This is a genomic window from Microbacterium sp. PAMC21962, from assembly GCF_019443465.1.
In the GTDB taxonomy this organism is placed as follows: Bacteria; Actinomycetota; Actinomycetes; order Actinomycetales; family Microbacteriaceae; genus Microbacterium; species Microbacterium hominis.
The window spans coordinates 3,364,354-3,385,212 of sequence record NZ_CP080381.1 but is presented as its reverse complement, the minus strand read 5'-3'; the positions used below and the strand labels follow the sequence as shown (position 1 = coordinate 3,385,212).

The following is a 20,859-nucleotide window of genomic DNA, read 5'->3' as shown; positions in this document are numbered from 1 at the left end:
GTTCCGGGGCCCCGCCCGACGCGGGAGCCCCGGGACGGCCCGCGGGGACGGAAGGACGACCGCATGACACGCTTCCTGGTGGTGCCGCAGTGGCAGGGCTCGCCCGCCCCGCGGGCGATGCTGCTCGTCGACGGTGCCGAGGCGATCGCGGGCGACCTCCCGCGCGCCGCGACGACGCGCGTCGAGGTCCCGGCGGAGGCCGGCGAAGAGCTCGAGACGGGCATCCGCCGTTTCAGCGCCCTGAACCGCGTCGCGGAGGCCGTCGGCGCCGCCCTGGCGACCGGCGACGAGCCCGCCCTCGTCATCGGCGGCGACTGCGGCGTGGCCCTTCCCGCGATCGCGCACGCCGCCCGGACGCACACCGACCTCGCCGTCGTGTGGTTCGACGCGCACGGCGACCTCCACACCCCGACCACCTCGCCCTCCGGCGCGTTCGCCGGGATGGCGCTCCGTGCGGTCGTGGCGACCTCCGCGCTCCCGGGCGGCGGCGCCGTCGCGGAGGATCGCACCGTGCTGGTCGGCACCCGCGAGCTCGACGAGCCGGAACGCGCGTTCCTGGACACCAGCGCGGTGCGCGTCGTCGACGCGGATGCCGCCGCCGAGGCGCGCGCGCTCGTGGACGCGGTGGCGGCCACCGGCGCGCAGGCCGTGTACATCCACGTCGATCTCGACGTGCTCGACCCGGCGGTGCTCGCGGGTGTCTCCCGTCCGGTCCCCTTCGGGCTCACGCTCGCGCAGCTGACCGCCGCGATCGGCGCGGTGCGCTCGCGCTTCCCCCTCGCGGGCGCATCGCTCTCCGGGTTCGCACCGGCCTCGCCCGCGGCGGCCGTCGACGATCTCGGGACGATCCTCCGCGTGGTCGGCGCGCTCGCGTGATCGCGACTCCGCCTCCCGGCTGGCAGACCCGTGCTGCCCGGGCCGTGGCGCGCGGGCGACGCCTGGACGCGCTGATCCCCGGCTTCCTCCTCGACTCGCCGGTGAGCCGCGTCGGCTACTGGTGGGGCACGGCCGTGGGCTGGGTCTGGGGGACGCTGTGGTCGACGGGACGCATCGAGCGCCGGGGCGGGCTCTGGGTCTTCACCGGGATGCCCTCCTGGACGTTCGGTCGCGGCGGCGTGTGCGTGGGCGGGTGCTTCCTCACCGACTCGCCGCACATCGGCGACGCGGTGCTGCGGCACGAGGCCGTGCACGCGCGCCAGTGGCGCCGCTACGGGTTCCTCATGCCGCTGCTGTACGCCGTGGCCGGTCGGGATCCGCTGACGAACCGCTTCGAGATCCTCGCCGGGCTGGAGGAGGGCAACTACGTGCCACGCGGCTCGTCGTCGACGAAGGGCGCGCGGGTCAGCGGGAGCTGACGAGCCCGAAGCGGGCAGGCGTGTGCACCGCCGCGGCGGCGATGCCCAGACGCTCGGTGAGGTGATCGAAGATGTCGGCGGTGCCGAGGAAGCCCCCGAGCAGGTGGATGCGCGTGCCGTCGACGCACGCGGCATCCGACGCGGGCCGAAGCCCGTCGGTGTCGTCCGCCGCGGCTTCGTCGGAGACGGCGTCGTCGCAGAGCATCTCGTCGGCCCAGGCGGTGACGGCGCGGCTCAGCGCCTGCCCCGGGGCGCATGCCCGGCCCGTGCCCGGCTCGCCGCTGCGCGCCGATCGATCGAGCCACGTGAGCACCATCCGGGCAGGAACGGTGATCGGAGCGATCCACGACGCATCGGGAACCTCGACGAAGACGCGGCCGGTCGAGCAGATCGGCAGGGTCGCGATGAGCGCCTCCAGCTCGGCGAGCGCGTTCTCGTCGGCCGTGATGAGGTGCTGCACGCGCGCGTGACGCGACGCCTTGCAGGCGGTCGAGTCGTGCACGGCACGTGTCGCGAGGGAAGTCATGATGACCCCCATCATACGCCCTGTTAAGGGGAGCCTTACCTCATTCTTCGATGAGGTGCGTACGCAGGGCCGCCACCTCGCCCTCCGTCAGTCCGTAGGCGCGCAGGTAGTCGGCGGCGCCGCCGTAGCGGCCGCGCACGTCGGCGAGGAGATCGCGCATGACCGTGGCCGGCGAACGCGTCACGAGGTCGTCGAGATGGCGCGCGTCGGGATGCAGGGTGCGCAGATACGCCAGCACGCGCCCGTTCCGCTCCGGCGGCAGCAGCTCCTCCGTCCGGGCGTAGTCGGCGACGATCGCGTCCTCGTCGACGCCCGCCGCCGCCAGCAGCAACGCGATCGTCACGCCCGTGCGGTCCTTGCCCACCGTGCAGTGCACGAGCACGGGCTGCGCGCCCAGGACGGCGCGCGCGGCCTCCACGAGCTGCGGCGCCGAGCCGTCGACCAGCTCGCGGTACATCTGCGCGAGCGACCTGTCCTCCGCGAAGAAGGATCCGACCGATCCGACGAACAGCGGGATGCGGACCGTCTCGAGGTCGAGGCCGTCGACGCGACTCGGCTCGGTGGCGACCTCGTCGTCGGCGCGCAGATCCACGATCCGGCGCACGCCGAGATCCGCGAGCGCGCGGCATCCCTCGCCGGTCAGCCGAGCGAGGTTGCCGGAGCGGAAGAGCACCCGCGGCCTCGTCGCACCCGAGCCCGCCGGCAGCCCGCCGACGTCGCGGAAGTTGAGCGCTCCGGGCACCAGCGTCATGCGGTGCCGCTCCCCGCTGCTGCGGCCGCCGCCTCGCCCCCGCGCGGCGGGACGGGGTACGCCCCGGCGATCGTGATGCGGTTGAACGCGTTGATCGAGACGAGGAGCCAGCTGATCGCGACGTACTCCGGCTCGGAGAGGATGCCGCCCACGCGGTCGTAGACCTCGTCCGGCACGCCTTCCTCGTGGATGAAGACGTGGCACTCGGCGAGCTCGAGAGCGGCGCGTTCACGGGCCGAGAAGACCCCCGACTCGCGCCACGTCGCCAACTGCGCGATGTCGTCGGCGGTCAGTCCCGCCGCCACGCCGCGGTCGACGTGCACCCGCACGCAGTAGGCGCAGCCGTTGAGCTGGGAGGCATGGATGAGCACGAGCTCCCGCAGCCGCGCGTCGATCCCCGCGTCGGCCGCGATGGTGCCGACCGTCTGGGAGAAGGCCTCCAGCGCGTCGTAGGCGGGACGGGCGGACCGGGACAGGTGGACGCGACGCTCGCTGCTCATGCGCCCAGCCTAGGACGCCCCCCTCACCCGCGAACCGCTATCCCGCGTGCGAGCCGCCATCGCGCGCACCGCCCAGGCTATAGCGGCTCGTCCGTGCCGTGGCGGCTCGCGGGGTGGGGAGGGAGAGGGGGAGGGAGAGGGAGAGGGGGGAGAATGGCGGGATGGATGAGTTCTCCTTCCTCGCGGCCCAGGCCGCGGAGCTCGGCATCGACGCCCCGCCTCCGGTCCGCCGGCTGACCCACACGCTGCCGGACGGTCGCACGGTCAGCGCCCTCCACTACGGCGATCCGACCACCGGAGCCTTCGCTCCCCCGCAGGTCACCCTCCTGCACGGCGCGGGCCTGAACGCCCACACGTGGGACACGACGGTGCTCGCCCTCGGGCTCCCGGCGCTGGCCGTGGACCTGCCCGGCCACGGCGACTCGTCGTGGCGGGCGGACGCGACGTACGCGGGCGGCGTGCTGGCCGCCGACATCGCCCCCGCGATCGCCGCCTGGGCACCGGCCGCGCAGGTGCTGGTCGGGCAGTCGCTCGGCGGCCTCACCGGCGCGGCCCTCGCCGCGGCGCACCCCGACCTCGTGCGCGAGCTGATCGTCGTCGACATCACTCCCGGCATCGACCCCAACGGCGACGCCGCCCAGATCGCGGCCTTCTTCGCGGGGCCCACCGACTGGGCGAGCCGAGAGGAGCTCGTCGAACGCGCCCTCGCCTTCGGCCTCGGCGGGTCGCGCGAGGCCGCGACGCGCGGCGTCACGCTGAACTCGCGCATCCGCGCGGACGGCCGCATCGAGTGGAAGCATCACTTCGCCCACCTCGCGAACGCGCTCGCCGGCGACCCGGATGCCGCCGCGAGCGCCGCCGCCCAGCAGGCCGCTCTGCGCGGCGCGCTGACGGCGAGCGGCTGGGACGATCTCGCGGCCGTCGCCGCGCCGATCACGCTCGTGCGCGGCACCCGCGGGTTCGTGACGCCGGCGGATGCCGACGAGTTCCGGCGCCGCCTGCCCGCGGCATCCGTGGTCGACATCGTCTCGGGCCACAACGTCCAGGAGGAGCAGCCGGTCGAGCTGGCGCGACTGATCGCACAGGTCGCCCGCGGTTGAGGCGGGGCCGGCCCGACGCGCTGCATGACGCGCCGTGTCGGGGCTGCGACGATCGATGACCGCGACGGGCCCGGCAAAGCCTAGGCTGTAACGCGCACAAGAGTCCGCGGGCCGCTGCGCACAGCACCGGCGCATGCCCGCGCCCCCGAAAGGACACCTCTCACATGCTTCGCCGCACCTCCGTCGCCGCGGCCGCGCTCATCGCGGCCGGCGCCCTGCTGCTCAGCGCCTGCTCCGGCGGCGCCGCCCCCGACACCTCGGCCTCCGCGGTCACGCCCGACCCCGACGCCGTCGTGACGGTGCGTCTGGTCTCCGAGCCGAGCAACCTCGACATCCGTGAGACGGCCGGCGCCGCGCTCGACCAGATCCTCATCGACAACGTGTACCAGGGGCTCGTCTCCCGCACGCCCGACCAGCAGATCGAGCCGGCGTTGGCCAGCAGCTACGACGTCTCCGGCGACGGCCTCACCTACACGTTCACCCTCCGCGAGGGGGTGAGCTTCCACGACGGCTCGCCCCTCACGCCCGAGGACGTCGTCTGGTCGCTCCAGCAGGTGAAGGACAACGCCGCCTACCGCGACTCCGAGCGCCTCGCACGCGTGCAGACGATCGCCGCGAACGGCCAGGACATCGTCCTCACCCTCAGCGAGCCCGACTCGAGCCTGCTGTGGAACCTCACCGGCCGCGCCGGCCTCGTCCTGAAGAAGGACGACACCACCGACCGCAAGACGAAGGCCAACGGCACCGGTCCGTTCACCCTCGCGAACTGGAAGCAGGGCGATTCGATCACCTTCGACCGCAACGACGCCTACTGGGGCGACAAGGCCAAGGCGAAGGAGGTCGTCTTCGACTACATCCCCGACAACCAGGCGGCCCTCAACGGCGCTCTCGCCCACGAGCTCGACGTCGTCACCGGCTTCGACGCGAACCTCAAGGACCAGGTCGAGGCGAACGGCGACTTCGCGCTCGTGCTCGGCAAGTCCACCGACAAGGGCACGCTCGCGATGAATGCGACGAAGGCCCCGCTGTCCGACAAGCGCGTGCGCCAGGCCATCCGCCAGGCCATCGACCACGACGCCATCGTGAAGGCGCTGGGTGCGGGCCAGACCCTCTACGGCCCCATCCCCGAGCTCGACCCCGGCTACGAGGACCTCTCGTCGACGGCGCCGTTCGATCCGGATGCCGCGAAGAAGCTGCTCGCGGAGGCGGGCGTGAGCGATCTCACGCTGACCCTCACGATCCCCTCGTTCTACGGGACGACGGTGTCGCAGATCCTCGTGTCGAACCTCAACGACGTGGGCATCACGCTCAAGGTGAAGGCCGTCGAGTTCCCGACGTGGCTCAACGACGTCTACATCAACAAGAACTACGACCTCAGCTTCGTCCTGCACACCGAGGCGCGTGACTTCGAGAACTGGGCGAACCCGGACTACTACTTCACCTACGACAACGCCGAGGTGCAGAAGCTCTACCAGCAGTCGCTCAGCGCGACCGACGAGCAGACCTCCGCCGACCTGCTGAAGAAGGCCGCGAAGATCGTCGCCGACGACCAGGCCGCCGACTGGCTGTACAACGGCGCCTCGGTCGTCGCGGTCGCCACCAACGTGAGCGGCTTCCCCTCGATCAACGTCAACGAGCGCATCGACCTCGCCGAACTGGCCAAGAGCAAGGGGTGATCCGCTACGTACTGACGCGACTGGCCCTGCTCCTGCTGGGCCTGTTCGTCGCCAGTGCGCTGATCTTCCTCACGCTGCGGGTCCTTCCCGGCGATGTGGCGCAGCTCATCGCCGGGATCGACTCGAGTCCGGAGCAGGTCGCCGCGATCCGCGAGCGCCTCGGCCTCGGCCAGCCGCTGCCCGTGCAGTACCTCGCCTGGATCGGCGGGGTGCTGCGCGGCGACCTCGGGCAGTCGCTGCTGACCGGGGCGCCGGTCGGGGCGCAGCTGGCCGAGAAGGCCCAGGTCACCATCCCGCTGGGGCTGATGGCCATGACGGTGGCGCTCGTGATCGCCCTCCCCTTCGGCGTCGTGTCGGCGATGCGCCGCGGACGCCCCGACGGCACGGCGCTGTCGGTGGGCGCCCAGGCCGTCGCGGCGGTGCCGGTCGTGTGGGCGGGCATGATGCTCGTCCTCGTCTTCGCGGTCTGGCTCGGCTGGCTGCCCGCGCAGGGGTTCCCCCGCGCAGGATGGAGCGACCCCGCATCCGCCGTCCGCGCCCTGCTGCTGCCGGCGATCACGATCGGCGTGGTCGAGGGTGCGATGCTGATGCGCTTCGTCCGCTCGGCCACCCTGCAGGCCACGGGGCAGGACTTCGTCCGCACCGCGGCCGCGAAGGGCCTCACCCGCACCCAGGCGCTCCTGCGCCACGGCCTGCCCACGGTCGGGCTGTCCATCATCACGGTGCTCGGGCTGCAGGTCGCGGGCATCATCGTCGGAGCCGTCGTCATCGAGCAGCTGTTCAGCCTCCCCGGCATCGGACGGATGCTGGTGGAGGACGTCGGCAAGCGCGACCTCCTGAAGGTGCAGGGCGAACTGCTCGTGCTGACCGGGTTCGTCCTCGTGGTCGGGTTCGCCGTCGACCTCGTCCACCGGGTCATCGACCCCCGGCAGCGGGAGGCGGAATGAGAAGGCTCGAGTGGCTGCGCCGGCTCTGGTCGCTGTCGACGGGGCGCTTCGGTCTCGTGGTGGTCCTCGCGATCGGGGTCGTGGCGCTCATCGCGCGGTTCTGGCTGCCCTTCGATCCGCAGACCGTCGACGTCGACGGGCGGTGGGCTGCCCCGGGCTGGCCGCATCTGCTCGGCACGGACGGCTCGGGCCGCGACATCCTGAGCCTGCTGATGGCCGGGGCGCGCACGACCGTCTGGGTCGCGCTGGGCGCCGGGCTCGTCGCGACGGTGATCGGCGTCGCCCTCGCGGCGCTGGGCTCGCTGACCGCCCGCTGGCTGCGGGAGACGGTGGCCGTGCTCGTGGACATCCTGATCGCCTTCCCGGTCCTGCTGATCGCCATGATGATCTCGTCGGTGTGGGGCGGCTCGCTCTGGGTGGTGATCGTGTCGGTCGGCATCGGTTTCGGCGTCAACATCGCGCGCGTCACACGCCCGGAGCTGCGGCGTGTGCTGCACAGCGACTTCGTCCTCGCCGGTCGCGCGGCCGGACTCACCCCGTTCCAGAACCTGTACCGGCACCTGCTGCCCAACGTCGCGCCCGTGTTCATCGTGCAGCTGTCGTGGGGCATGGCGGTCGCCGTCCTCGCCGAGGCCGGACTCAGCTACCTCGGCTTCGGCGCGCCGCTCACCGAGCCGAGCTGGGGCCTGCTGCTCAAGGACCTCCAGCAGTACATCTCGGTGCATCCGCTCAGCGTGGTCTGGCCGGGTCTGGCGATCACCATCACCGTGCTCGGACTCAACCTGCTCGGCGACGCCCTGCGCGAGGCGACCGACCCCACCCTGTCGCGGCGTCGCACGGCCGCGCAGACGCATACCCCGGCGGTGATCGCATGAGCCTCGTGGTGCGCGACCTCGTGATCGAGATCGACGGCCGTCGTGTCGTCGACGGCGTCTCCTTCGACGTGCCCGACGGCGCTCGCGTGGGACTGATCGGTGAGTCCGGCTCGGGCAAGTCGCTCACCGCCCTCGCGGTGCTCGGCCTCCTGCCGGACGCCGCGACGGCGTCGGGCAGCATCCGCTGGGACGACCGCGAGCTGATCGGCCTCCCCGACCGCGAGCTCGCGCGGCTGCGCGGCGACGAGATCGGCATCGTGTTCCAGGAACCGCGCACCGCCCTCAACCCCATCCGCACCGTCGGGCGTCAGATCGCCGAGTCGGTGCGCATCCACGAGGGCCTCGGACGCCGGGATGCCGCGGTGCGCGCGATCGCGGAGGCGGAGCGGGTGCGCCTGCCCGAGCCGGCGCAGATCGTGCGGCGCTATCCGCACCAGCTCTCCGGCGGTCAGCGACAGCGCGTCGCCATCGCGATGGCCCTGGCCTGCCGCCCCCGGCTGCTCATCGCGGACGAGCCCACCACGGCGCTGGACGTGACGATCCAGGCGGAGGTGCTCGACCTGCTGGCGGGTCTCGTCACCCGCGACGGGATGTCGCTCGTGTTCATCACCCACGACCTCGCGGTGCTCTCGCAGATCGCCACCCACGCGGTCGTGCTCGACGAGGGACGGGTCATCGAGCACGGACCGCTCTCCCGGCTGCTCACCGCACCGGCATCCCCCGTCACGCAGGGACTCCTGCGCGACGCGACCGCCACCCTGTGGCGCCCGGGAGGGATCTCGTGAGCGACGCCTCGCCCCTGCTCAGCGGACGCGGGCTGAGCCGCCGCTTCCGCCAGCGCGGCACCCGACTGCTCGAGCCGGCGCGGTGGACGACCGCGCTCGACGACGCCGACATCGACGTCTTCGAGGGATCGGCCGTGGGCATCATCGGCGAGTCCGGCTCCGGCAAGTCGACCCTCGTGCGCATCCTGCTCGGACTCGACCGCCCCTCGACGGGCACCGTCACGGTCGCCGGTCGCCGCGTCGACGCCGACGCATCCGCCCGCTCGCTGCATTGGTTGCGCCGCGAGACGGGGATCGTCTTCCAGGACCCCTACGCGTCGCTCGACCCGCGCATGAGCGTCGGCCGGATCGTGGGCGAGCCCCTGTGGGCGCTCGGCATCCCGGGCGACCGACGCGCCCGGGTGCGGGAGGTGCTGGAGGCGGTCGGGCTGGACGCGGAGATGGCCGACCGCTACCCGCACGAGTTCTCCGGCGGCCAGCGTCAGCGCGTCGCCCTCGCCCGCGCGATCGTGCACCGTCCGCGCATCCTCGTCGGCGACGAGCCGCTGTCGGCCCTCGACGTCACCGTGCGTGCGCAGATCCTCGAGCTGCTGCGCGCGCTGCGCGAGAGCGAGCGGCTCACCCTCGTGATGGTCTCGCACGACATCGGCGTGGTGCAGAACCTGTGCGACGAGGTCATCGTCATGAAGGACGGGCGGATCGTCGAGGAGGGCCCGACGGAGAAGGTGCTCCTCGCCCCTCAGGTCGCCTACACGCGGCGTCTGCTCGCATCGATCCCGGTGATCGACCCGCCGCGCGACGCAGACGGGCGTCGGTAGCCGGGCGTAGGGTGACGCCATGCCGGCCATCGTCCCCCCGTACCTGCTGTCCCGCCTCGCCGCCGCGCAGGCCCCTCACCTCGAGGCCGCGGCGGAGGCCGCCCGGGCGACGCTCGCGATCGTGCGCACCTACCATCCGTCGCGTCCCGATCGCGCTCGGCTCGACCTCTCGGTCGACGGCGATGCGCTCGTCGTCAGCGGCGAGCCCGCCCCCGACCGCGTGATCTCCGACGCGCAGCACCGCGAGCAGCTGCCCGGCGTGCGCGTGCGCGGCGAGGACGATCCGGCCTCGGGCGACCCGGCGGTCGACGAGGCGTTCGACGGGCTCGGGGCGAGCTTCGAGCTGTTCTGGGATGCGTTCTCCCGGCGGTCGATCGACGGCGCGGGCGGCACCCTCGAGGCGACCGTGCACTATGGCGATCGCTACGACAACGCGTTCTGGAACGGCGAGCGGATGGTCTTCGGCGACGGTGACGGCGAGGTGTTCCGCGACTTCACCGGGTCGATCAGCGTCATCGGGCACGAGCTGGGCCACGGCGTGATCGAGCACGGCGGCGGTCTCGACTACCGCGGACAGTCCGGCGCGCTCAACGAATCGGTGGCCGACGTCTTCGGCGCCCTCACGGAGCAGCACCTCCGCCGCCAGAGCACCGCCGACGCGACGTGGCTGATCGGCGCCGGGATCTTCACGGATGCCGTCCAGGGCGTCGCCCTGCGCTCGCTGAGCGCACCGGGCACGGCGTACGACGACGACGTGCTCGGCCGCGACCCGCAGCCCGCCCACATGCGCGACTACGTCGACACCGCCGAGGACAACGGCGGCGTCCACATCAACTCGGGCATCCCCAACAAGGCGTTCCACCTCGTCGCCACCGCCCTCGGCGGCTTCGCGTGGGAGCGCGCCGGACGCATCTGGTACACGACCGTCGCCTCGGGCTCGCTGTCACGCACGGCCGACTTCGCGACCTTCGCGGCGGCCACGACGGCGACCGCCGAGCGGGAGTACGGTGAGGACTCGGAGGAAGCCGAGGCCGTCCGCACCGCGTGGAACGCCGTCGGCGTGACCGCCCGTGACGAATCACCCCGATCCAGGCCCCACGTCTGACCCTGCCGAGCAGGGCGAGCCGGAGGTGTTGCTGAGCGTCACCCGCTCCGGCGGGTTCGCGGGGCTCACCCGCCGATGGAGCGTGAGCGCTCCCCCGCACGAGTCCGCGACCTGGATCGCGCTCGTCGGGCGCTGCCCGTGGGAGGCCACGGCATCCGATCCCCCACCGGCCGACGGCGCCGATCGCTTCACCTGGACGATCGACGCCGACCTGCGCGGTCGACGTCACCGCGCCGTCATCGGCGAGGACCAGGCGCGCGGCGCGTGGCGCGAGCTGCTCGACGCGGTCCGCGCCCGCGGATCCGCGGGCTGAGCCCGCCCCCGCCCGGCTCGGCCTGCCTCGCCGGGCTGTGCCCCCGTGACGAGCGTCGGACAATCCGCGCGGCGGCCGGGGAGGCCGCCCGGATACCGCGGGGACCCCTCGGGGGCGGCCGAGAAGTCCGGCGTTCGTCACGGCGCCTCCGCGGGCGACGGGCCGGCGGGCGACGGGACGGCGGCCGGTCAGCGCTCGGATCGGGAGAACAGCGAGCGCTTCTTCTTGACGGGAGACAGCTGCTTCTGCAGGTAGATGGTGCCCAGCCAGCGACCGAACTTGAAGCCGACCCGGCCCATCCGCCCGACCTCGACGAAGCCGAGCTTCTCGTGGAGGGCGATCGACGACTCGGCACCCTTGTCGCTGATGACGGCGACCATCTGGTGGATGCCGGCGGCCTCGCTCGCCGCGATGAGCGCTTCGAGCAGCGCACGCCCCAGCCCCTTCCCGGTGGCCGCCTGCCCCAGGTAGATCGAGTTCTCGACGCTGTAGCGATACGCGGACTTGGCGGACATGGGCTGTACGAGCGCGTAGCCGAGGATCTGCCCGCTCGGCGACTGGGCGACCAGGAACGGCATGCCCAGCCGCGACAGGTGCGCGACCTTCTCGCGCCACTGCGCGAGCGTCCACTTCTTCTCGTCGAAGGTCACGACGGAGTTCGTCACGTAGTGGTTGTAGATCTCGCGGATGTCGGGGATGTCGGCATCCCGCACGGGACGGATCTCGTACGCGAACGGTCGTTCCTGCTCGGCGCGCCGCAGATGCGCCGGCAGCCGCCGTCGCGTCTTCTCGTACTCCTCCTCCAACATGACGCTCAGCCTAGGCGCCAGTCCACGGCGGACGCACCCTGCTGCGCCAGCAGCTCGTTGACGCGCGAGAACGGCCGTGAGCCGAAGAAGCCCCGGCTGGCCGACAGCGGTGAGGGATGAGCCGATTCGACGATCGGGGTCGCCCCGAGCAGCGGCCGCAGGTTCGCGGCATCCCGCCCCCACAGCACCGCCACGAGCGGGCGTTCGCGGGCCACCAGCGTGCGGATGGCGTGCTCGGTCACCTTCTCCCACCCCCACCCGCGATGCGACGCGGGAGCTCCGGGCGCCACCGTCAGCACGCGGTTGAGCAGCATGACGCCCTGGTCGCTCCACGCGGAGAGGTCGCCGTGCGGCGCTCTCGGGATGCCGAGGTCGGCTTCGAGCTCCTGGTAGATGTTCGCGAGGCTCCGCGGCAGGGGCCGCACGTGCGCGTCGACGGCGAACGACAGTCCGATCGGGTGACCGGGCGTCGGGTACGGGTCCTGGCCCACGATGAGGACCTTCACCGCGGACAGGGGGCGCGCGAACGCGCGGAGCACCTTGTCGCCCGCGGGCAGGTAGGGGCGACCGGCGGCCGTCTCGGCGCGCAGCCGCTCGCCGAGGGCGGCGATATCCGGGGCGACCGGCGCGAGCGCGGACGCCCAGTCCGCGTCGATGAGCCCGGCACCGGCCAGCTCATCGAGCGTCATCGCCATCAGGCGCTCGCCTCCGCGCCGGCATCCTCCTCGATGACGGAGCCGGCGGCCGACCACGGGAAGTCGATCCAGCGGTCGGTCTCACGCCAGGAGTAGTCGGGCCGGGCGATGCTGCCGGGCTTCGTGTAGATGCAGACCGAGCGCACGTCGGCATCCGCGTCGCGCAGCATCTTCACGGCGAGCGCCAGCGTGCGTCCGCTGTCGGCGACGTCGTCGACGAGCAGCACCCGCTTGCCCGGCAGGTAGCCGAGGTCGAGGTCGGGCGGCAGCAGCGCCGGCGCCTCGAGCACCGTGCCGATGCCCGTGTAGAACTCCACGTTCAGCGCGCCGCAGCTCTTCACGCCGAGGCCGTACGCGATGGCGCCGCCGGGCAGCAGCCCGCCGCGTGCGATCGCCACCACGACGTCGGGCACGAACCCGTCCGCCACGATCGATCGGGACAGCGCCCGGGTCGCCTCGCCGAAACCGTCCCATGTCAACACTTCGCGCTCGCTGGTCACGGCATTCAGCCTAGGCGTCGGTGCCGCCGCCCGCCGTCACGCGTGGCTAGAGTGAACGCCGTGACCTCCCCCACTGCAGGCTCTTCGACGGCGAAGACCTCCCGCGCCCGCTCCGCCCGGCTCCCCGCCGGCTTCGGCATCACCGCCGGCCTGATCGGCTGGTTCATCCTGGTGGAGATCGTCAGCGGCATCCTGCAGGGCTACTACGTGCCGCTCTTCAGCGACATCGTCGTCTCCCTCGGCATCCACGATTCGGACGTCAACTGGTTCGAGGCGGCGCAGCTGCTGTTGTCGGCACTGGTCGTCCCGGTGCTCGCCAAGCTCGGCGACATGTACGGGCACAAGCGCATCCTGCTGATCGCCGCGATCCTGACTGCCGGGGCGACGTGGTGGCTCGTGTTCGCGACCTCGTTCTGGAGTTTCCTGATCGCCTGGGCGCTGCAGGGCTTCTACGTCGTCTGGCTGCCGCTGGAGATCGCGCTCATCTTCGAGCGCGGACGCGTCCAGCAGCGGGGTGTGTCCACGACCCGCCGCGCCGCGGGCCTGCTCGTCGTCGGGCTGCAGGCCGGAGCGATCATCGGCGCCCTCGCCGCGGGGCGCATCTTCGCGGCGACCGGGCAGAACCTCACCGCCACGCTGGTCGTGCCGGCGATCGCCGTGACGGTCGTCGCCCTCGTCATCTGGGTCGGCGTCCCCGAGTCCGTCCCCGAGGGCGGACGACGCCTCGACACCTGGGGGTTCGTGCTGCTCGCCTGGGCGCTCCTGCTGATCACGGGCGGGCTCGCCTGGATGCGCATGATCGGCGAGCTCGCACTCGGCTCCGGCGCCTGGTTCTGGGTCGTGGCGCTGCTGGTCGCGGGGGCGGGCGTGCTCGTCTGGTTCGTGCGCTACGAACTGCGCCAGGACGACCCCGCCGTCGACATCCGCGTGCTGCGGCGCCCGGAGATGTGGCCCGTGCAGGCCACCGCGTTCCTCATCGGGATCAGCCTCCTCGGCGCCCAGGGACCGCTGTCGACGTATGCCGGCACCGATCCCTCGATCGGGTACGGCCTCGGCCTGGATGCCACGGAGCGCTCGAACATCATCGGCGTGTACCTGGTGTCGCTGATCGTGGGAGCCGTGCTGTTCGCGATCACGTCGCGGCGGGCGAGCCCGCGGGTCGTGCTGATCGGGGCCTCCCTGCTGGTGGGCGTGGGGTATCTCCTCTTCCTGCCGTTCCACCTCGAGCTGTGGCAGGTGCTGCTGAACCTCTCGATCGCCGGCCTCGGCTGCGGTGCGCTCGTCGGGGCGCTCCCGGCGGCCGCGGCCGCCGCCGCCCCGCGCGGGCAGACGGGCATCGCGACGGCGTTGACCAACACGACCAAGACCATCGGCGGCTCGTTCTCGTCGGCCGTGTTCGGTGTGGTGCTCGCCGCCGGCGCCGGCGCCGTGGCCAGCCAGACCGCGGCCTCCCTCGGCGGCTACCTCACGGTGTGGGCGATCTGCGCCGGCGGCGGCTTCCTCGCGGCCCTGCTGCTCGTGTTCGTCCCGAAGGTGGCCTTCTCCGACGCTCCCGCCTCCTGACGCGTCGCCGCGGCGGGCGCGTCGCGGGGTCAGCCGCGCGGGCGGAGGCGCCCGCGCGCGAGCAGGTGCTGCGCGGACTGGGCGACGGGCCGCATCGTCACGAGGTCGAGGTTGACGTGCCCGGGCGCGTTCAGCGCGTAGGCGATCACGTCGGCGACGTCGTCCGCGACGAGCGGATTCTCGACGCCCTCGTAGACCTTCTCGGCGGTGGCCCGGTCGCCGCCCAGCCGGTTGAGCGTGAACTCCTCGGTGTAGACCATCCCCGGCGCGATCTCCGTCACCCGGATCGGCTCGCCGTTGAGCTCGAGGCGGAGGGCGTGCACGAGCATCGCCTCGCCCGCCTTCGCGGCGTTGTAGCCGGCGCCGCCGGGATACGCCGTCTGGGCGGCCGTCGAGGTCACGTACAGGGTGTCGGCGTGGCCGCCGGCACCGATCGCCGCACGCAGCAGCGGCAGCACCGCGGCGGTCACCAGCTGGGCCGACAGCACGTTGGCCTCGAACATCCACCGCCAGTCGGCGGGATCGCCGTCCTCGACCCGATCGGTGCCGCGCGCGCCGCCCGCGACGTGGACGAGCGCGTGCAGCGGGCCGGTGGCGGCCAGGTGCTCGACGAGCGCGGCGACGTCCGCCGCGTTCGAGAGGTCCGCCGCGAACGACGCGGAGCCGACCTCGGCGTCGAGGGCGGCAAGGCGGTCGGCGCGGCGCGCGACGCCCACGACCTCCCACCCGCTCGCCCGGAGGGCCCGCACCGTGGCGGCTCCGATCCCCGAGCTCGCACCCGTCACCACGGCTCGTCTGGTCCCCTGCTGCGAAGTCATGCCCCCACGCTACGTCACGGTGCCGGATGCCGTCGGGAGCCGAATTCGTTACGTCACATTTCCCACCCGTTGTTGACAACGACGCCGATCCCTACTCTCGGTGGTGGCCGCGGCGTCCGTCCCGGCACCCCTCCACTTCCCGATACCCCGATGGAGCCCGACATGTCCGCATCCGAGAACTGGCGCTTCGAGACCACGCAGATCCACGCGGGCGCCCAGCCCGATCCGGTCACGAAGGCGCGCGCCACCCCGATCTACCAGACCACCTCCTACGTGTTCGACAACGCCGACCACGCCGCGAACCTCTTCGCTCTGGCCGAGTTCGGCAACATCTACACCCGCATCCAGAACCCCACGCAGGATGTCGTCGAGCAGCGCATCGCCGCGCTCGAGGGCGGCACCGGCGCCCTCCTCGTCGCATCGGGTCAGGCCGCGGAGACCTTCGCGGTGCTCAACATCGCCGAGGCGGGCGACCACATCGTCTCGTCGAGCTCGATCTACGGCGGCACCTACAACCTGTTCAAGTACACGCTGGGCAAGCTCGGCATCGAGGTCACGTTCGTCGAGAACCAGGACGACCCCGAGGAGTGGCGCCGCGCCGTCCGCCCGAACACGAAGCTGTTCTTCGCGGAGACGATCGGCAACCCGCAGATCAACGTCCTCGACATCCGCACCGTCGCCGACGTCGCGCACGAGGCCGGGGTGCCGCTCATCGTCGACAACACGATCGCGACCCCGTACCTCATCCGCCCGTTCGAGCACGGCGCCGACATCGTCGTGCACTCGGCCACCAAGTTCCTCGGCGGTCACGGCACCGTCATCGGCGGCGCGATCGTCGACGGCGGCACCTTCCCGTGGTCGGAGCACGCCGACCGCTTCCCGGGCCTGACCACCCCCGACCCCTCCTACCACGGCGCGGTCTACACGCAGGCGGTCGGCGACGGCCTGGCCTACGTCATCAAGGCCCGCGTGCAGCTGCTGCGCGACCTGGGTGCCGCCATCTCGCCGCAGAGCGCGTGGCTGCTCATCCAGGGCATCGAGACCCTGTCGCTGCGCATCGAGCGTCACGTGCAGAACGCGCAGGAAATCGCGGAGTGGCTGGAGAACCACGACGACATCGCGTCGGTGAACTACTCGGGCCTGCCCACCTCGCCCTGGTACGCCGCCGCGAACCGCTACGCCCCAAAGGGTGTCGGCGCGGTGCTCTCGTTCGAGCTGAAGGGGGGCGTGGAGGCCGGCCGTGAGTTCGTCAACGCGCTCGAGCTGTTCAGCCACCTCGCGAACATCGGCGACGTGCGCTCGCTCGTCATCCACCCGGCATCCACGACGCACTCGCAGCTCACGCCCGAGCAGCAGCTCACGACGGGTGTGACCCCCGGCCTCGTGCGCCTGTCGGTGGGTCTGGAGAACGTCGAGGACCTCAAGGCCGACCTCGCGCAGGCCCTCGCCGCCGCGCGCAAGGTCTCCGAGGCCGCCCGCGCCTGAGCCCACTCCCCTCCCGCGGCGCGCGAGCACCGCAGGATGCCGCGAACTCCGCAGCCGATCACGCGATCGACTGCGGAGTTCGTGCGTGTGGGCCCCGCCCGGCGTAACAGTCGGTTCGCGCGCCGGGCGAGCCGGGAGAATGGAGCGTATGGACTGGCAGACCTCCGAGGACACGGTGCCGAGCGCGCCGATCACGGAGGCCGACGCGCGTCTCCTGCGCGGACGTCCCCCGGCGACGGGCGCCTGGCGCGACGGCGATCCGGCCGGCGAGCGCCGGTTCGCCGCGTTCGGCGCGTTCACAACGGAAGGCGGTCGGGCGCTGCCCGGCATCCGACTCGCCTACGAGACCTGGGGCGAGCTGTCCCCCGACCGCGACAACGCCGTGCTCGTGCTGCACGCGCTGACCGGCGACAGCCATGTGCGCGGCGCGGCCGGCCCCGGCCACCCCACCGCGGGCTGGTGGGACGACATCGTCGGTCCCGGCGCTGCCATCGACACCGACCGCTGGTTCGTCGTGGCGCCCAACATGCTCGGCGGATGCCAGGGCTCGACAGGCCCGTCCTCGATCGCACCCGACGGCTACGAGTGGGCGGGACGCTTCCCGTACCTCACGATCCGCGACCAGGTCGCCGCGCAGGTGCTCCTCGCCGACAGCCTGGGAATCCCGGTGTGGGCAGCGGTGATCGGCGGCTCGATGGGCGGGATGCACGCCCTGGAGTGGGGTGTCGGCCTCCCCGAGCGGGTGCGCCGGCTGGCGGTCCTCTCCTCGCCGCCGACGACCACGGCCGACCAGATCGCCCTCAACGGCGTGCAGCTGGAGGCCATCCAGATGGACCCCCGCTTCGCGGACGGCGAGTACTACGACGCGCCCGACGGCGACGGCCCGCACCGCGGTCTTGCCCTGGCCCGCCGCATGGCACTGCTGAACTACCGCAGCCCCACCGAGCTGAACCAGCGCTTCCAGCGCTCGTGGCAGTCGGGAAAGAGCCCGCTCGGGCACGGCGGCCGGTTCGCCGTGGAGAGCTATCTCGACTTCCACGGCAACAAGTTCACGCGCCGCTTCGACGCGAACACCTACATCACGCTCGTCGAGGCGATGAACTCGCACGACGTCGGTCGTGATCGCGGCGGTGTCGAGGACGCCCTCGCCCGGGTCACCGCCCGCACCCTCGTGCTCGGCATCGACAGCGACCGGCTGTTCCCGATCGACGGTCAGCACCGGATCGCACGAGGCATCCGCACGACGATCGACGACGGCGCGATCGTGCTGTCGAGCGACTTCGGCCACGACGGCTTCCTCATCGAGACGCCCGCGGTGGGAGCACATCTGCGGCGACTGCTGCAGGACTGATACGACTCAGCCGGCCGGGTGCACGGCACGGCGCGTCGCGCGCGCCTCGATCCCGAAGCTGACCAGGGCGAGCACGAGCCCGGATGCCGCGAGCAGCGCGCCCACCCAGACCGGCGCGACGAAGCCGAACCCCGCGGCGATCACGACGCCGCCGAGGAACGCCCCGCTCGCGTTGCCGATGTTCAGCGCCGAGTGGTTCAGCGCCGCGGCGATCGACTGGTTGTCGCCGGCGACGTCCATGAGCCGCGTCTGGATCGACGGGCTGAGCACCGACGACACGAAGCCGACGAGGAAGATGAACACCCCGAGGGTGAGCAGCAGCCCCGCGCTCAGCGCGAGGAGCACCTGCACCACGACCAGGGCGGCGAGGCCGCCCAGCATCGTGCGCTTCAGGTCGCGATCGGCGAGGTGGCCGCCGACCAGGTTGCCGATCGTCATCCCGAGGCCCATGACGATGAGGATGACGGGGACCACGGCGCTCGGCGCGCCGGCCACCTCGGTCACGATCGAGGCGACATAGCTGTAGGCCGCGAAGAAGCCGCCGAAGCCGATCGCGCCGACCCCGAGGGTCAGCCACACCTGGCCGATGCGCAGCGCGCCCAGCTCGGCGCGGAGCGTGCGGCCGGGATCCCCCGCGTGGGCGGGCACGGTCAGGGCGATCATCACGGCGGCGAGCGCGAAGATGAGTGCGACGACGAGGAAGGCGACGCGCCAGCCGAAGCTCTGCCCGAGGAAGGTCCCGAGCGGCACACCCACGACGTTCGCGACCGTGAGCCCGGTGAGCACGAACGCGACGCCCTTCGCGCGGTTGCCCGGCCCCATGACGTCGGCGGCGACGAGCGCGCCGATGCCGAAGTACGCGCCGTGCGGCAGCCCGGCCAGCACGCGGGATGCCGCGACCAGCTCGAACGTCGGGGCCACCAGGGTCAGCGCGTTGCCGACCGTCAGCGCGGCGGCGAGCGCCAGCATGACGCGGTGTCGCGGGTACTTCGCGACGGCGCCGGCGATCGTCGGCGCGCCGATGACCACCCCGAGCGCGTACAGCGTGATGAGCCAGCCGGCGTGCGCGACGGCATCCTCGGGCGAGGCCGCCCACGTGGCGGGCAGCAGGTCGGCGGCGATGTCGGGAAGCAGGCCCATGACGACGAACTCGGTCATGCCGATGCCGAACGAGCCGACGGCGAGAGAGAGGAGCGCCCACATCGCCGCACCCCTCGACGGTGTCGAGGAGATCACCCGGTCATGCTACCGGTTGCCGACAGCGTCAAGGCCGGCCTAGGACGGGTCGTCGAGCGCCGCGATGGCCGTCTCGAGCCGCTCGATCTTCCCGTCGATCTCACCGGTGCGCCCGGGCCGGATGTCGGCCTTGAGCACCAGCGAGACGCGCGAGCCGAACGGCATCACGGCATCCGTCGCCGCCTTCACGACCGCGAACACCTCGTCCCACTCCCCCTCGATCTCCGTGAACATCGAGGTCGTCCGGTGCGGCAGGCCGGACTCCCGCACCACCTTCACCGCCGCGGCGACGGCGTCGTGGACCGAGCCGTCCGCGGACGCGGTCGGCTGCGAGGATGCGCCGCTGGGGGCGACGGAGAACGCGACGAGCATGGGGACTCCTTCGATCGGGGTGAGCGGTCAGGGCAGGCTGCGCACGGTGGGCGTCTCGAGGGCGGCGGCTCGGGCAGCCCGTGCCGGCCCGGTGGGCGCCCGCACGACCGCGACGAGCCGGACCAGCATCCAGACGAACATCGCGACGAGCACGAGGTTGCGCAGGGTCAGCAGGCTCACCGGCACCACCTGCGGATACAGGATGCCGTTGTAGGTCAGCGGGTAGACGAGCTGCGTCAGCAGCGCGGCGAAGAGGGCCACGGATGCCGGGGCCGACCATCGCCGGCGATCGATGACCAGACCGACGACCAGCGAGGGCACGAGCCAGCACAGGTACTGCGGCGAGCCGACCTTGTTGAAGACGATGAAACCCAACACCAGCGCGAGCGACAGCGTCGGGAACAGCGTCGCGTAGCGGGCGCCGCGCATGACCGCGGCCGCCCCCAGGCCCACGACGGCGAGCATCGCGATCATGAGCGCGGGCGTCATCGCCGCGATGACGGGATCGATCTCGGTGCCCGTGACCTGGAAGGTCAGCAGGTCCTGGGCGTAGTACACCGAGAAGCCGGGGATGCCGAGGAGCGCGCCCCAGAGGTAGGGCATGCTGATGGGCGCCTCGACCTGCAGGCCCCGCGACGTCTGATCGCCGATGAACCCGAACGCGTGCGCCGCGCCCCCGAGGGCGACGACGAGGAGGAGGGTCGCCGCGCTCACCAGCAGCGCCCCGCCGATCAGGGCGATCCGCCGACGCAGCACCACGACCGCGGCGGCGAGCAGAGCGGCGGGCCACACCTTCATCCACGTGGCGACCGCCAGCAGCACGGAGGCCAGCCACGGCCGCCCGAGCAGCCACAGGCAGCCCAGCACCGCCAGCGCCACGGTGAACCCGTCCAGACGGTAGAGGCCGACCGGGCCCAGCAGTGCGATGTAGCAGAGCCAGAACCAGCCCGCCGTCCGGCGTCCCGCCGATCCGGCGCGACCGATGAGCACCGCGAAGGCGACGGCATCCGCGGCGATCACCACAAGCGCCCACGCGACGGTGTAGCCGGCGATCCAGGCGAAGGCGTGGGCGAGCAGCATGGGCAGCAGGGCCAGCTGTGGGTACACCCAGGACTGGTCGATGCCGACGATGCCGTATCCCTGCAGGGCGCCGAGCGACCAGGGCTCGTACACGCGGTAGACGTCGCCCATCGGCTCGTTCGGCAGGAGGAAGCCGAGCCAGGCCACGGCGACGTGCACGATCACGAAGGCGGCCCACAGTGCGCTCCGCCTCGTCATC

General features: G+C 72.3%; 23 protein-coding genes. 13 read left to right on the top strand and 10 right to left on the bottom strand.

Features of this window, described 5'->3' with window-relative positions; genetic code table 11:
• Positions 1-63: 63 nt before the first annotated feature.
• The gene (locus KY498_RS15845) at positions 64-876 is read left to right on the top strand and encodes an arginase family protein (protein ID WP_191008906.1); all 813 of its coding nucleotides are present in this window, start codon (positions 64-66) and stop codon (positions 874-876) included.
• A complete protein-coding gene (locus KY498_RS15840) occupies positions 873-1,355 on the top strand; it encodes a hypothetical protein (protein ID WP_060960881.1) in 483 nt (160 codons plus the stop codon). Before KY498_RS15845 ends, KY498_RS15840 begins: the two co-directional genes overlap by 4 nt.
• Here the strand turns inward: KY498_RS15840 and KY498_RS15835 are convergent.
• Genes KY498_RS15835 through KY498_RS15825 form a run of 3 tightly spaced genes read right to left on the bottom strand, consistent with a single transcriptional unit; the run spans position 1,342 to position 3,132 of the window.
• The gene (locus tag KY498_RS15835) at positions 1,342-1,881 is read right to left on the bottom strand and encodes an SIP domain-containing protein (RefSeq protein WP_101307261.1); all 540 of its coding nucleotides are present in this window, start codon (positions 1,879-1,881) and stop codon (positions 1,342-1,344) included. The genes KY498_RS15840 and KY498_RS15835 overlap by 14 nt on opposite strands.
• Positions 1,882-1,921: 40 nt before the next feature.
• Positions 1,922-2,632 (bottom strand): tyrosine-protein phosphatase, encoded by a 711-nt coding sequence (locus tag KY498_RS15830; protein WP_191008907.1) that lies wholly within the window; start codon positions 2,630-2,632, stop codon positions 1,922-1,924.
• Positions 2,629-3,132 carry a carboxymuconolactone decarboxylase family protein gene (locus tag KY498_RS15825; RefSeq protein WP_191008908.1) on the bottom strand — a complete coding sequence of 168 codons (504 nt, stop codon included), beginning with the start codon at positions 3,130-3,132 and terminating at the stop codon, positions 2,629-2,631. Before KY498_RS15825 ends, KY498_RS15830 begins: the two co-directional genes overlap by 4 nt.
• A 161-nt stretch (positions 3,133-3,293) precedes the next feature.
• Here KY498_RS15825 and KY498_RS15820 point away from each other — a divergent pair, with 161 nt between their 5' ends.
• The 8 genes from KY498_RS15820 (at position 3,294) to KY498_RS15785 (ending at position 10,751) form a co-directional block, all read left to right on the top strand.
• Positions 3,294-4,232: an alpha/beta fold hydrolase gene (locus tag KY498_RS15820; protein ID WP_101306661.1), complete on the top strand. Its 939-nt coding sequence runs from the start codon at positions 3,294-3,296 to the stop codon at positions 4,230-4,232.
• Positions 4,233-4,396: 164 nt separating this feature from the next.
• Positions 4,397-5,908 carry an ABC transporter substrate-binding protein gene (locus KY498_RS15815; RefSeq protein ID WP_191008909.1) on the top strand — a complete coding sequence of 504 codons (1,512 nt, stop codon included), beginning with the start codon at positions 4,397-4,399 and terminating at the stop codon, positions 5,906-5,908.
• Positions 5,905-6,855, top strand: coding sequence for an ABC transporter permease (locus KY498_RS15810; RefSeq protein WP_061782533.1), 951 nt, complete (start codon positions 5,905-5,907; stop codon positions 6,853-6,855). The genes KY498_RS15815 and KY498_RS15810 overlap by 4 nt, the downstream gene beginning before the upstream one ends.
• Entirely contained in the window at positions 6,852-7,730 is an 879-nt protein-coding gene (locus KY498_RS15805; protein ID WP_191008910.1) for an ABC transporter permease, read from the top strand. Before KY498_RS15810 ends, KY498_RS15805 begins: the two co-directional genes overlap by 4 nt.
• Complete coding sequence (locus KY498_RS15800) at positions 7,727-8,515, top strand: ABC transporter ATP-binding protein (protein ID WP_060960888.1); 789 nt, start codon at positions 7,727-7,729, stop codon at positions 8,513-8,515. The genes KY498_RS15805 and KY498_RS15800 overlap by 4 nt, the downstream gene beginning before the upstream one ends.
• A complete protein-coding gene (locus tag KY498_RS15795; RefSeq protein WP_191008911.1) occupies positions 8,512-9,333 on the top strand; it encodes an ABC transporter ATP-binding protein in 822 nt (273 codons plus the stop codon). The genes KY498_RS15800 and KY498_RS15795 overlap by 4 nt, the downstream gene beginning before the upstream one ends.
• Before the next feature lie 19 nt (positions 9,334-9,352).
• Positions 9,353-10,438, top strand: a complete 1,086-nt coding sequence (locus KY498_RS15790; RefSeq protein WP_191008912.1) for a M4 family metallopeptidase — start codon at positions 9,353-9,355, stop codon at positions 10,436-10,438.
• 25 nt (positions 10,439-10,463) lie between these two features.
• A complete protein-coding gene (locus tag KY498_RS15785) occupies positions 10,464-10,751 on the top strand; it encodes a protealysin inhibitor emfourin (protein ID WP_375140945.1) in 288 nt (95 codons plus the stop codon).
• Positions 10,752-10,939: 188 nt separating this feature from the next.
• On the opposite strand, the gene KY498_RS15780 is transcribed toward KY498_RS15785, so the two are convergent.
• From KY498_RS15780 to KY498_RS15770, 3 genes are read right to left on the bottom strand one after another with little or no spacing between them, the layout of a single operon-like run.
• Positions 10,940-11,560: a GNAT family N-acetyltransferase gene (locus tag KY498_RS15780; protein ID WP_060960891.1), complete on the bottom strand. Its 621-nt coding sequence runs from the start codon at positions 11,558-11,560 to the stop codon at positions 10,940-10,942.
• Positions 11,561-11,565: 5 nt separating this feature from the next.
• A complete protein-coding gene (locus KY498_RS15775; protein WP_060960892.1) occupies positions 11,566-12,255 on the bottom strand; it encodes a uracil-DNA glycosylase in 690 nt (229 codons plus the stop codon).
• Positions 12,255-12,755 (bottom strand): phosphoribosyltransferase, encoded by a 501-nt coding sequence (locus tag KY498_RS15770; protein ID WP_060960893.1) that lies wholly within the window; start codon positions 12,753-12,755, stop codon positions 12,255-12,257. The genes KY498_RS15775 and KY498_RS15770 overlap by 1 nt, the downstream gene beginning before the upstream one ends.
• A 60-nt stretch (positions 12,756-12,815) precedes the next feature.
• Here KY498_RS15770 and KY498_RS15765 point away from each other — a divergent pair, with 60 nt between their 5' ends.
• Positions 12,816-14,318 (top strand): MFS transporter, encoded by a 1,503-nt coding sequence (locus KY498_RS15765; protein WP_223849528.1) that lies wholly within the window; start codon positions 12,816-12,818, stop codon positions 14,316-14,318.
• A 29-nt stretch (positions 14,319-14,347) separates the two neighbouring features.
• On the opposite strand, the gene KY498_RS15760 is transcribed toward KY498_RS15765, so the two are convergent.
• The gene (locus KY498_RS15760) at positions 14,348-15,136 is read right to left on the bottom strand and encodes an SDR family oxidoreductase (RefSeq protein WP_101306667.1); all 789 of its coding nucleotides are present in this window, start codon (positions 15,134-15,136) and stop codon (positions 14,348-14,350) included.
• A gap of 162 nt (positions 15,137-15,298) precedes the next feature.
• On the opposite strand from KY498_RS15760, the gene KY498_RS15755 reads away from it, so the two are divergent.
• Both KY498_RS15755 and KY498_RS15750 read left to right on the top strand, forming a co-directional pair.
• Entirely contained in the window at positions 15,299-16,621 is a 1,323-nt protein-coding gene (locus tag KY498_RS15755; RefSeq protein WP_060961029.1) for a bifunctional o-acetylhomoserine/o-acetylserine sulfhydrylase, read from the top strand.
• Positions 16,622-16,769: 148 nt separating this feature from the next.
• Positions 16,770-17,972: a homoserine O-acetyltransferase gene (locus KY498_RS15750; protein ID WP_191008914.1), complete on the top strand. Its 1,203-nt coding sequence runs from the start codon at positions 16,770-16,772 to the stop codon at positions 17,970-17,972.
• 6 nt (positions 17,973-17,978) lie between these two features.
• Here KY498_RS15750 and KY498_RS15745 read toward each other — a convergent pair whose 3' ends face one another.
• From KY498_RS15745 to KY498_RS15735, 3 genes are all read right to left on the bottom strand, one after another.
• Positions 17,979-19,175: an MFS transporter gene (locus KY498_RS15745; RefSeq protein WP_060960895.1), complete on the bottom strand. Its 1,197-nt coding sequence runs from the start codon at positions 19,173-19,175 to the stop codon at positions 17,979-17,981.
• Positions 19,176-19,247: 72 nt separating this feature from the next.
• Positions 19,248-19,580, bottom strand: a complete 333-nt coding sequence (locus tag KY498_RS15740; protein ID WP_060960896.1) for a thiamine-binding protein — start codon at positions 19,578-19,580, stop codon at positions 19,248-19,250.
• A gap of 27 nt (positions 19,581-19,607) precedes the next feature.
• Entirely contained in the window at positions 19,608-20,858 is a 1,251-nt protein-coding gene (locus KY498_RS15735; protein ID WP_191008915.1) for a glycosyltransferase 87 family protein, read from the bottom strand.
• Between the last annotated feature and the right edge of the window lies 1 nt (position 20,859).

Excerpts from the sequence above, each read along its gene's own strand:
- KY498_RS15740 (WP_060960896.1), bottom strand. The coding sequence starts at position 19,580 with ATGCTCGTCGCGTTCTCCGTCGCCCCCAGCGGCGCATCCTCGCAGCCG.
- KY498_RS15845 (WP_191008906.1), top strand. The coding sequence starts at position 64 with ATGACACGCTTCCTGGTGGTGCCGCAGTGGCAGGGCTCGCCCGCCCCG.
- KY498_RS15755 (WP_060961029.1), top strand. The coding sequence starts at position 15,299 with ATGTCCGCATCCGAGAACTGGCGCTTCGAGACCACGCAGATCCACGCG.
- KY498_RS15830 (WP_191008907.1), bottom strand. The coding sequence starts at position 2,632 with ATGACGCTGGTGCCCGGAGCGCTCAACTTCCGCGACGTCGGCGGGCTG.
- KY498_RS15835 (WP_101307261.1), bottom strand. The coding sequence starts at position 1,881 with ATGACTTCCCTCGCGACACGTGCCGTGCACGACTCGACCGCCTGCAAG.
- KY498_RS15825 (WP_191008908.1), bottom strand. The coding sequence starts at position 3,132 with ATGAGCAGCGAGCGTCGCGTCCACCTGTCCCGGTCCGCCCGTCCCGCC.
- KY498_RS15745 (WP_060960895.1), bottom strand. The coding sequence starts at position 19,175 with ATGTGGGCGCTCCTCTCTCTCGCCGTCGGCTCGTTCGGCATCGGCATG.
- KY498_RS15735 (WP_191008915.1), bottom strand. The coding sequence starts at position 20,858 with ATGACGAGGCGGAGCGCACTGTGGGCCGCCTTCGTGATCGTGCACGTC.
- KY498_RS15780 (WP_060960891.1), bottom strand. The coding sequence starts at position 11,560 with ATGTTGGAGGAGGAGTACGAGAAGACGCGACGGCGGCTGCCGGCGCAT.
- KY498_RS15775 (WP_060960892.1), bottom strand. The coding sequence starts at position 12,255 with ATGGCGATGACGCTCGATGAGCTGGCCGGTGCCGGGCTCATCGACGCG.
- KY498_RS15760 (WP_101306667.1), bottom strand. The coding sequence starts at position 15,136 with ATGACTTCGCAGCAGGGGACCAGACGAGCCGTGGTGACGGGTGCGAGC.
- KY498_RS15800 (WP_060960888.1), top strand. The coding sequence starts at position 7,727 with ATGAGCCTCGTGGTGCGCGACCTCGTGATCGAGATCGACGGCCGTCGT.
- KY498_RS15750 (WP_191008914.1), top strand. The coding sequence starts at position 16,770 with ATGGACTGGCAGACCTCCGAGGACACGGTGCCGAGCGCGCCGATCACG.
- KY498_RS15820 (WP_101306661.1), top strand. The coding sequence starts at position 3,294 with ATGGATGAGTTCTCCTTCCTCGCGGCCCAGGCCGCGGAGCTCGGCATC.
- KY498_RS15805 (WP_191008910.1), top strand. The coding sequence starts at position 6,852 with ATGAGAAGGCTCGAGTGGCTGCGCCGGCTCTGGTCGCTGTCGACGGGG.
- KY498_RS15790 (WP_191008912.1), top strand. The coding sequence starts at position 9,353 with ATGCCGGCCATCGTCCCCCCGTACCTGCTGTCCCGCCTCGCCGCCGCG.
- KY498_RS15815 (WP_191008909.1), top strand. The coding sequence starts at position 4,397 with ATGCTTCGCCGCACCTCCGTCGCCGCGGCCGCGCTCATCGCGGCCGGC.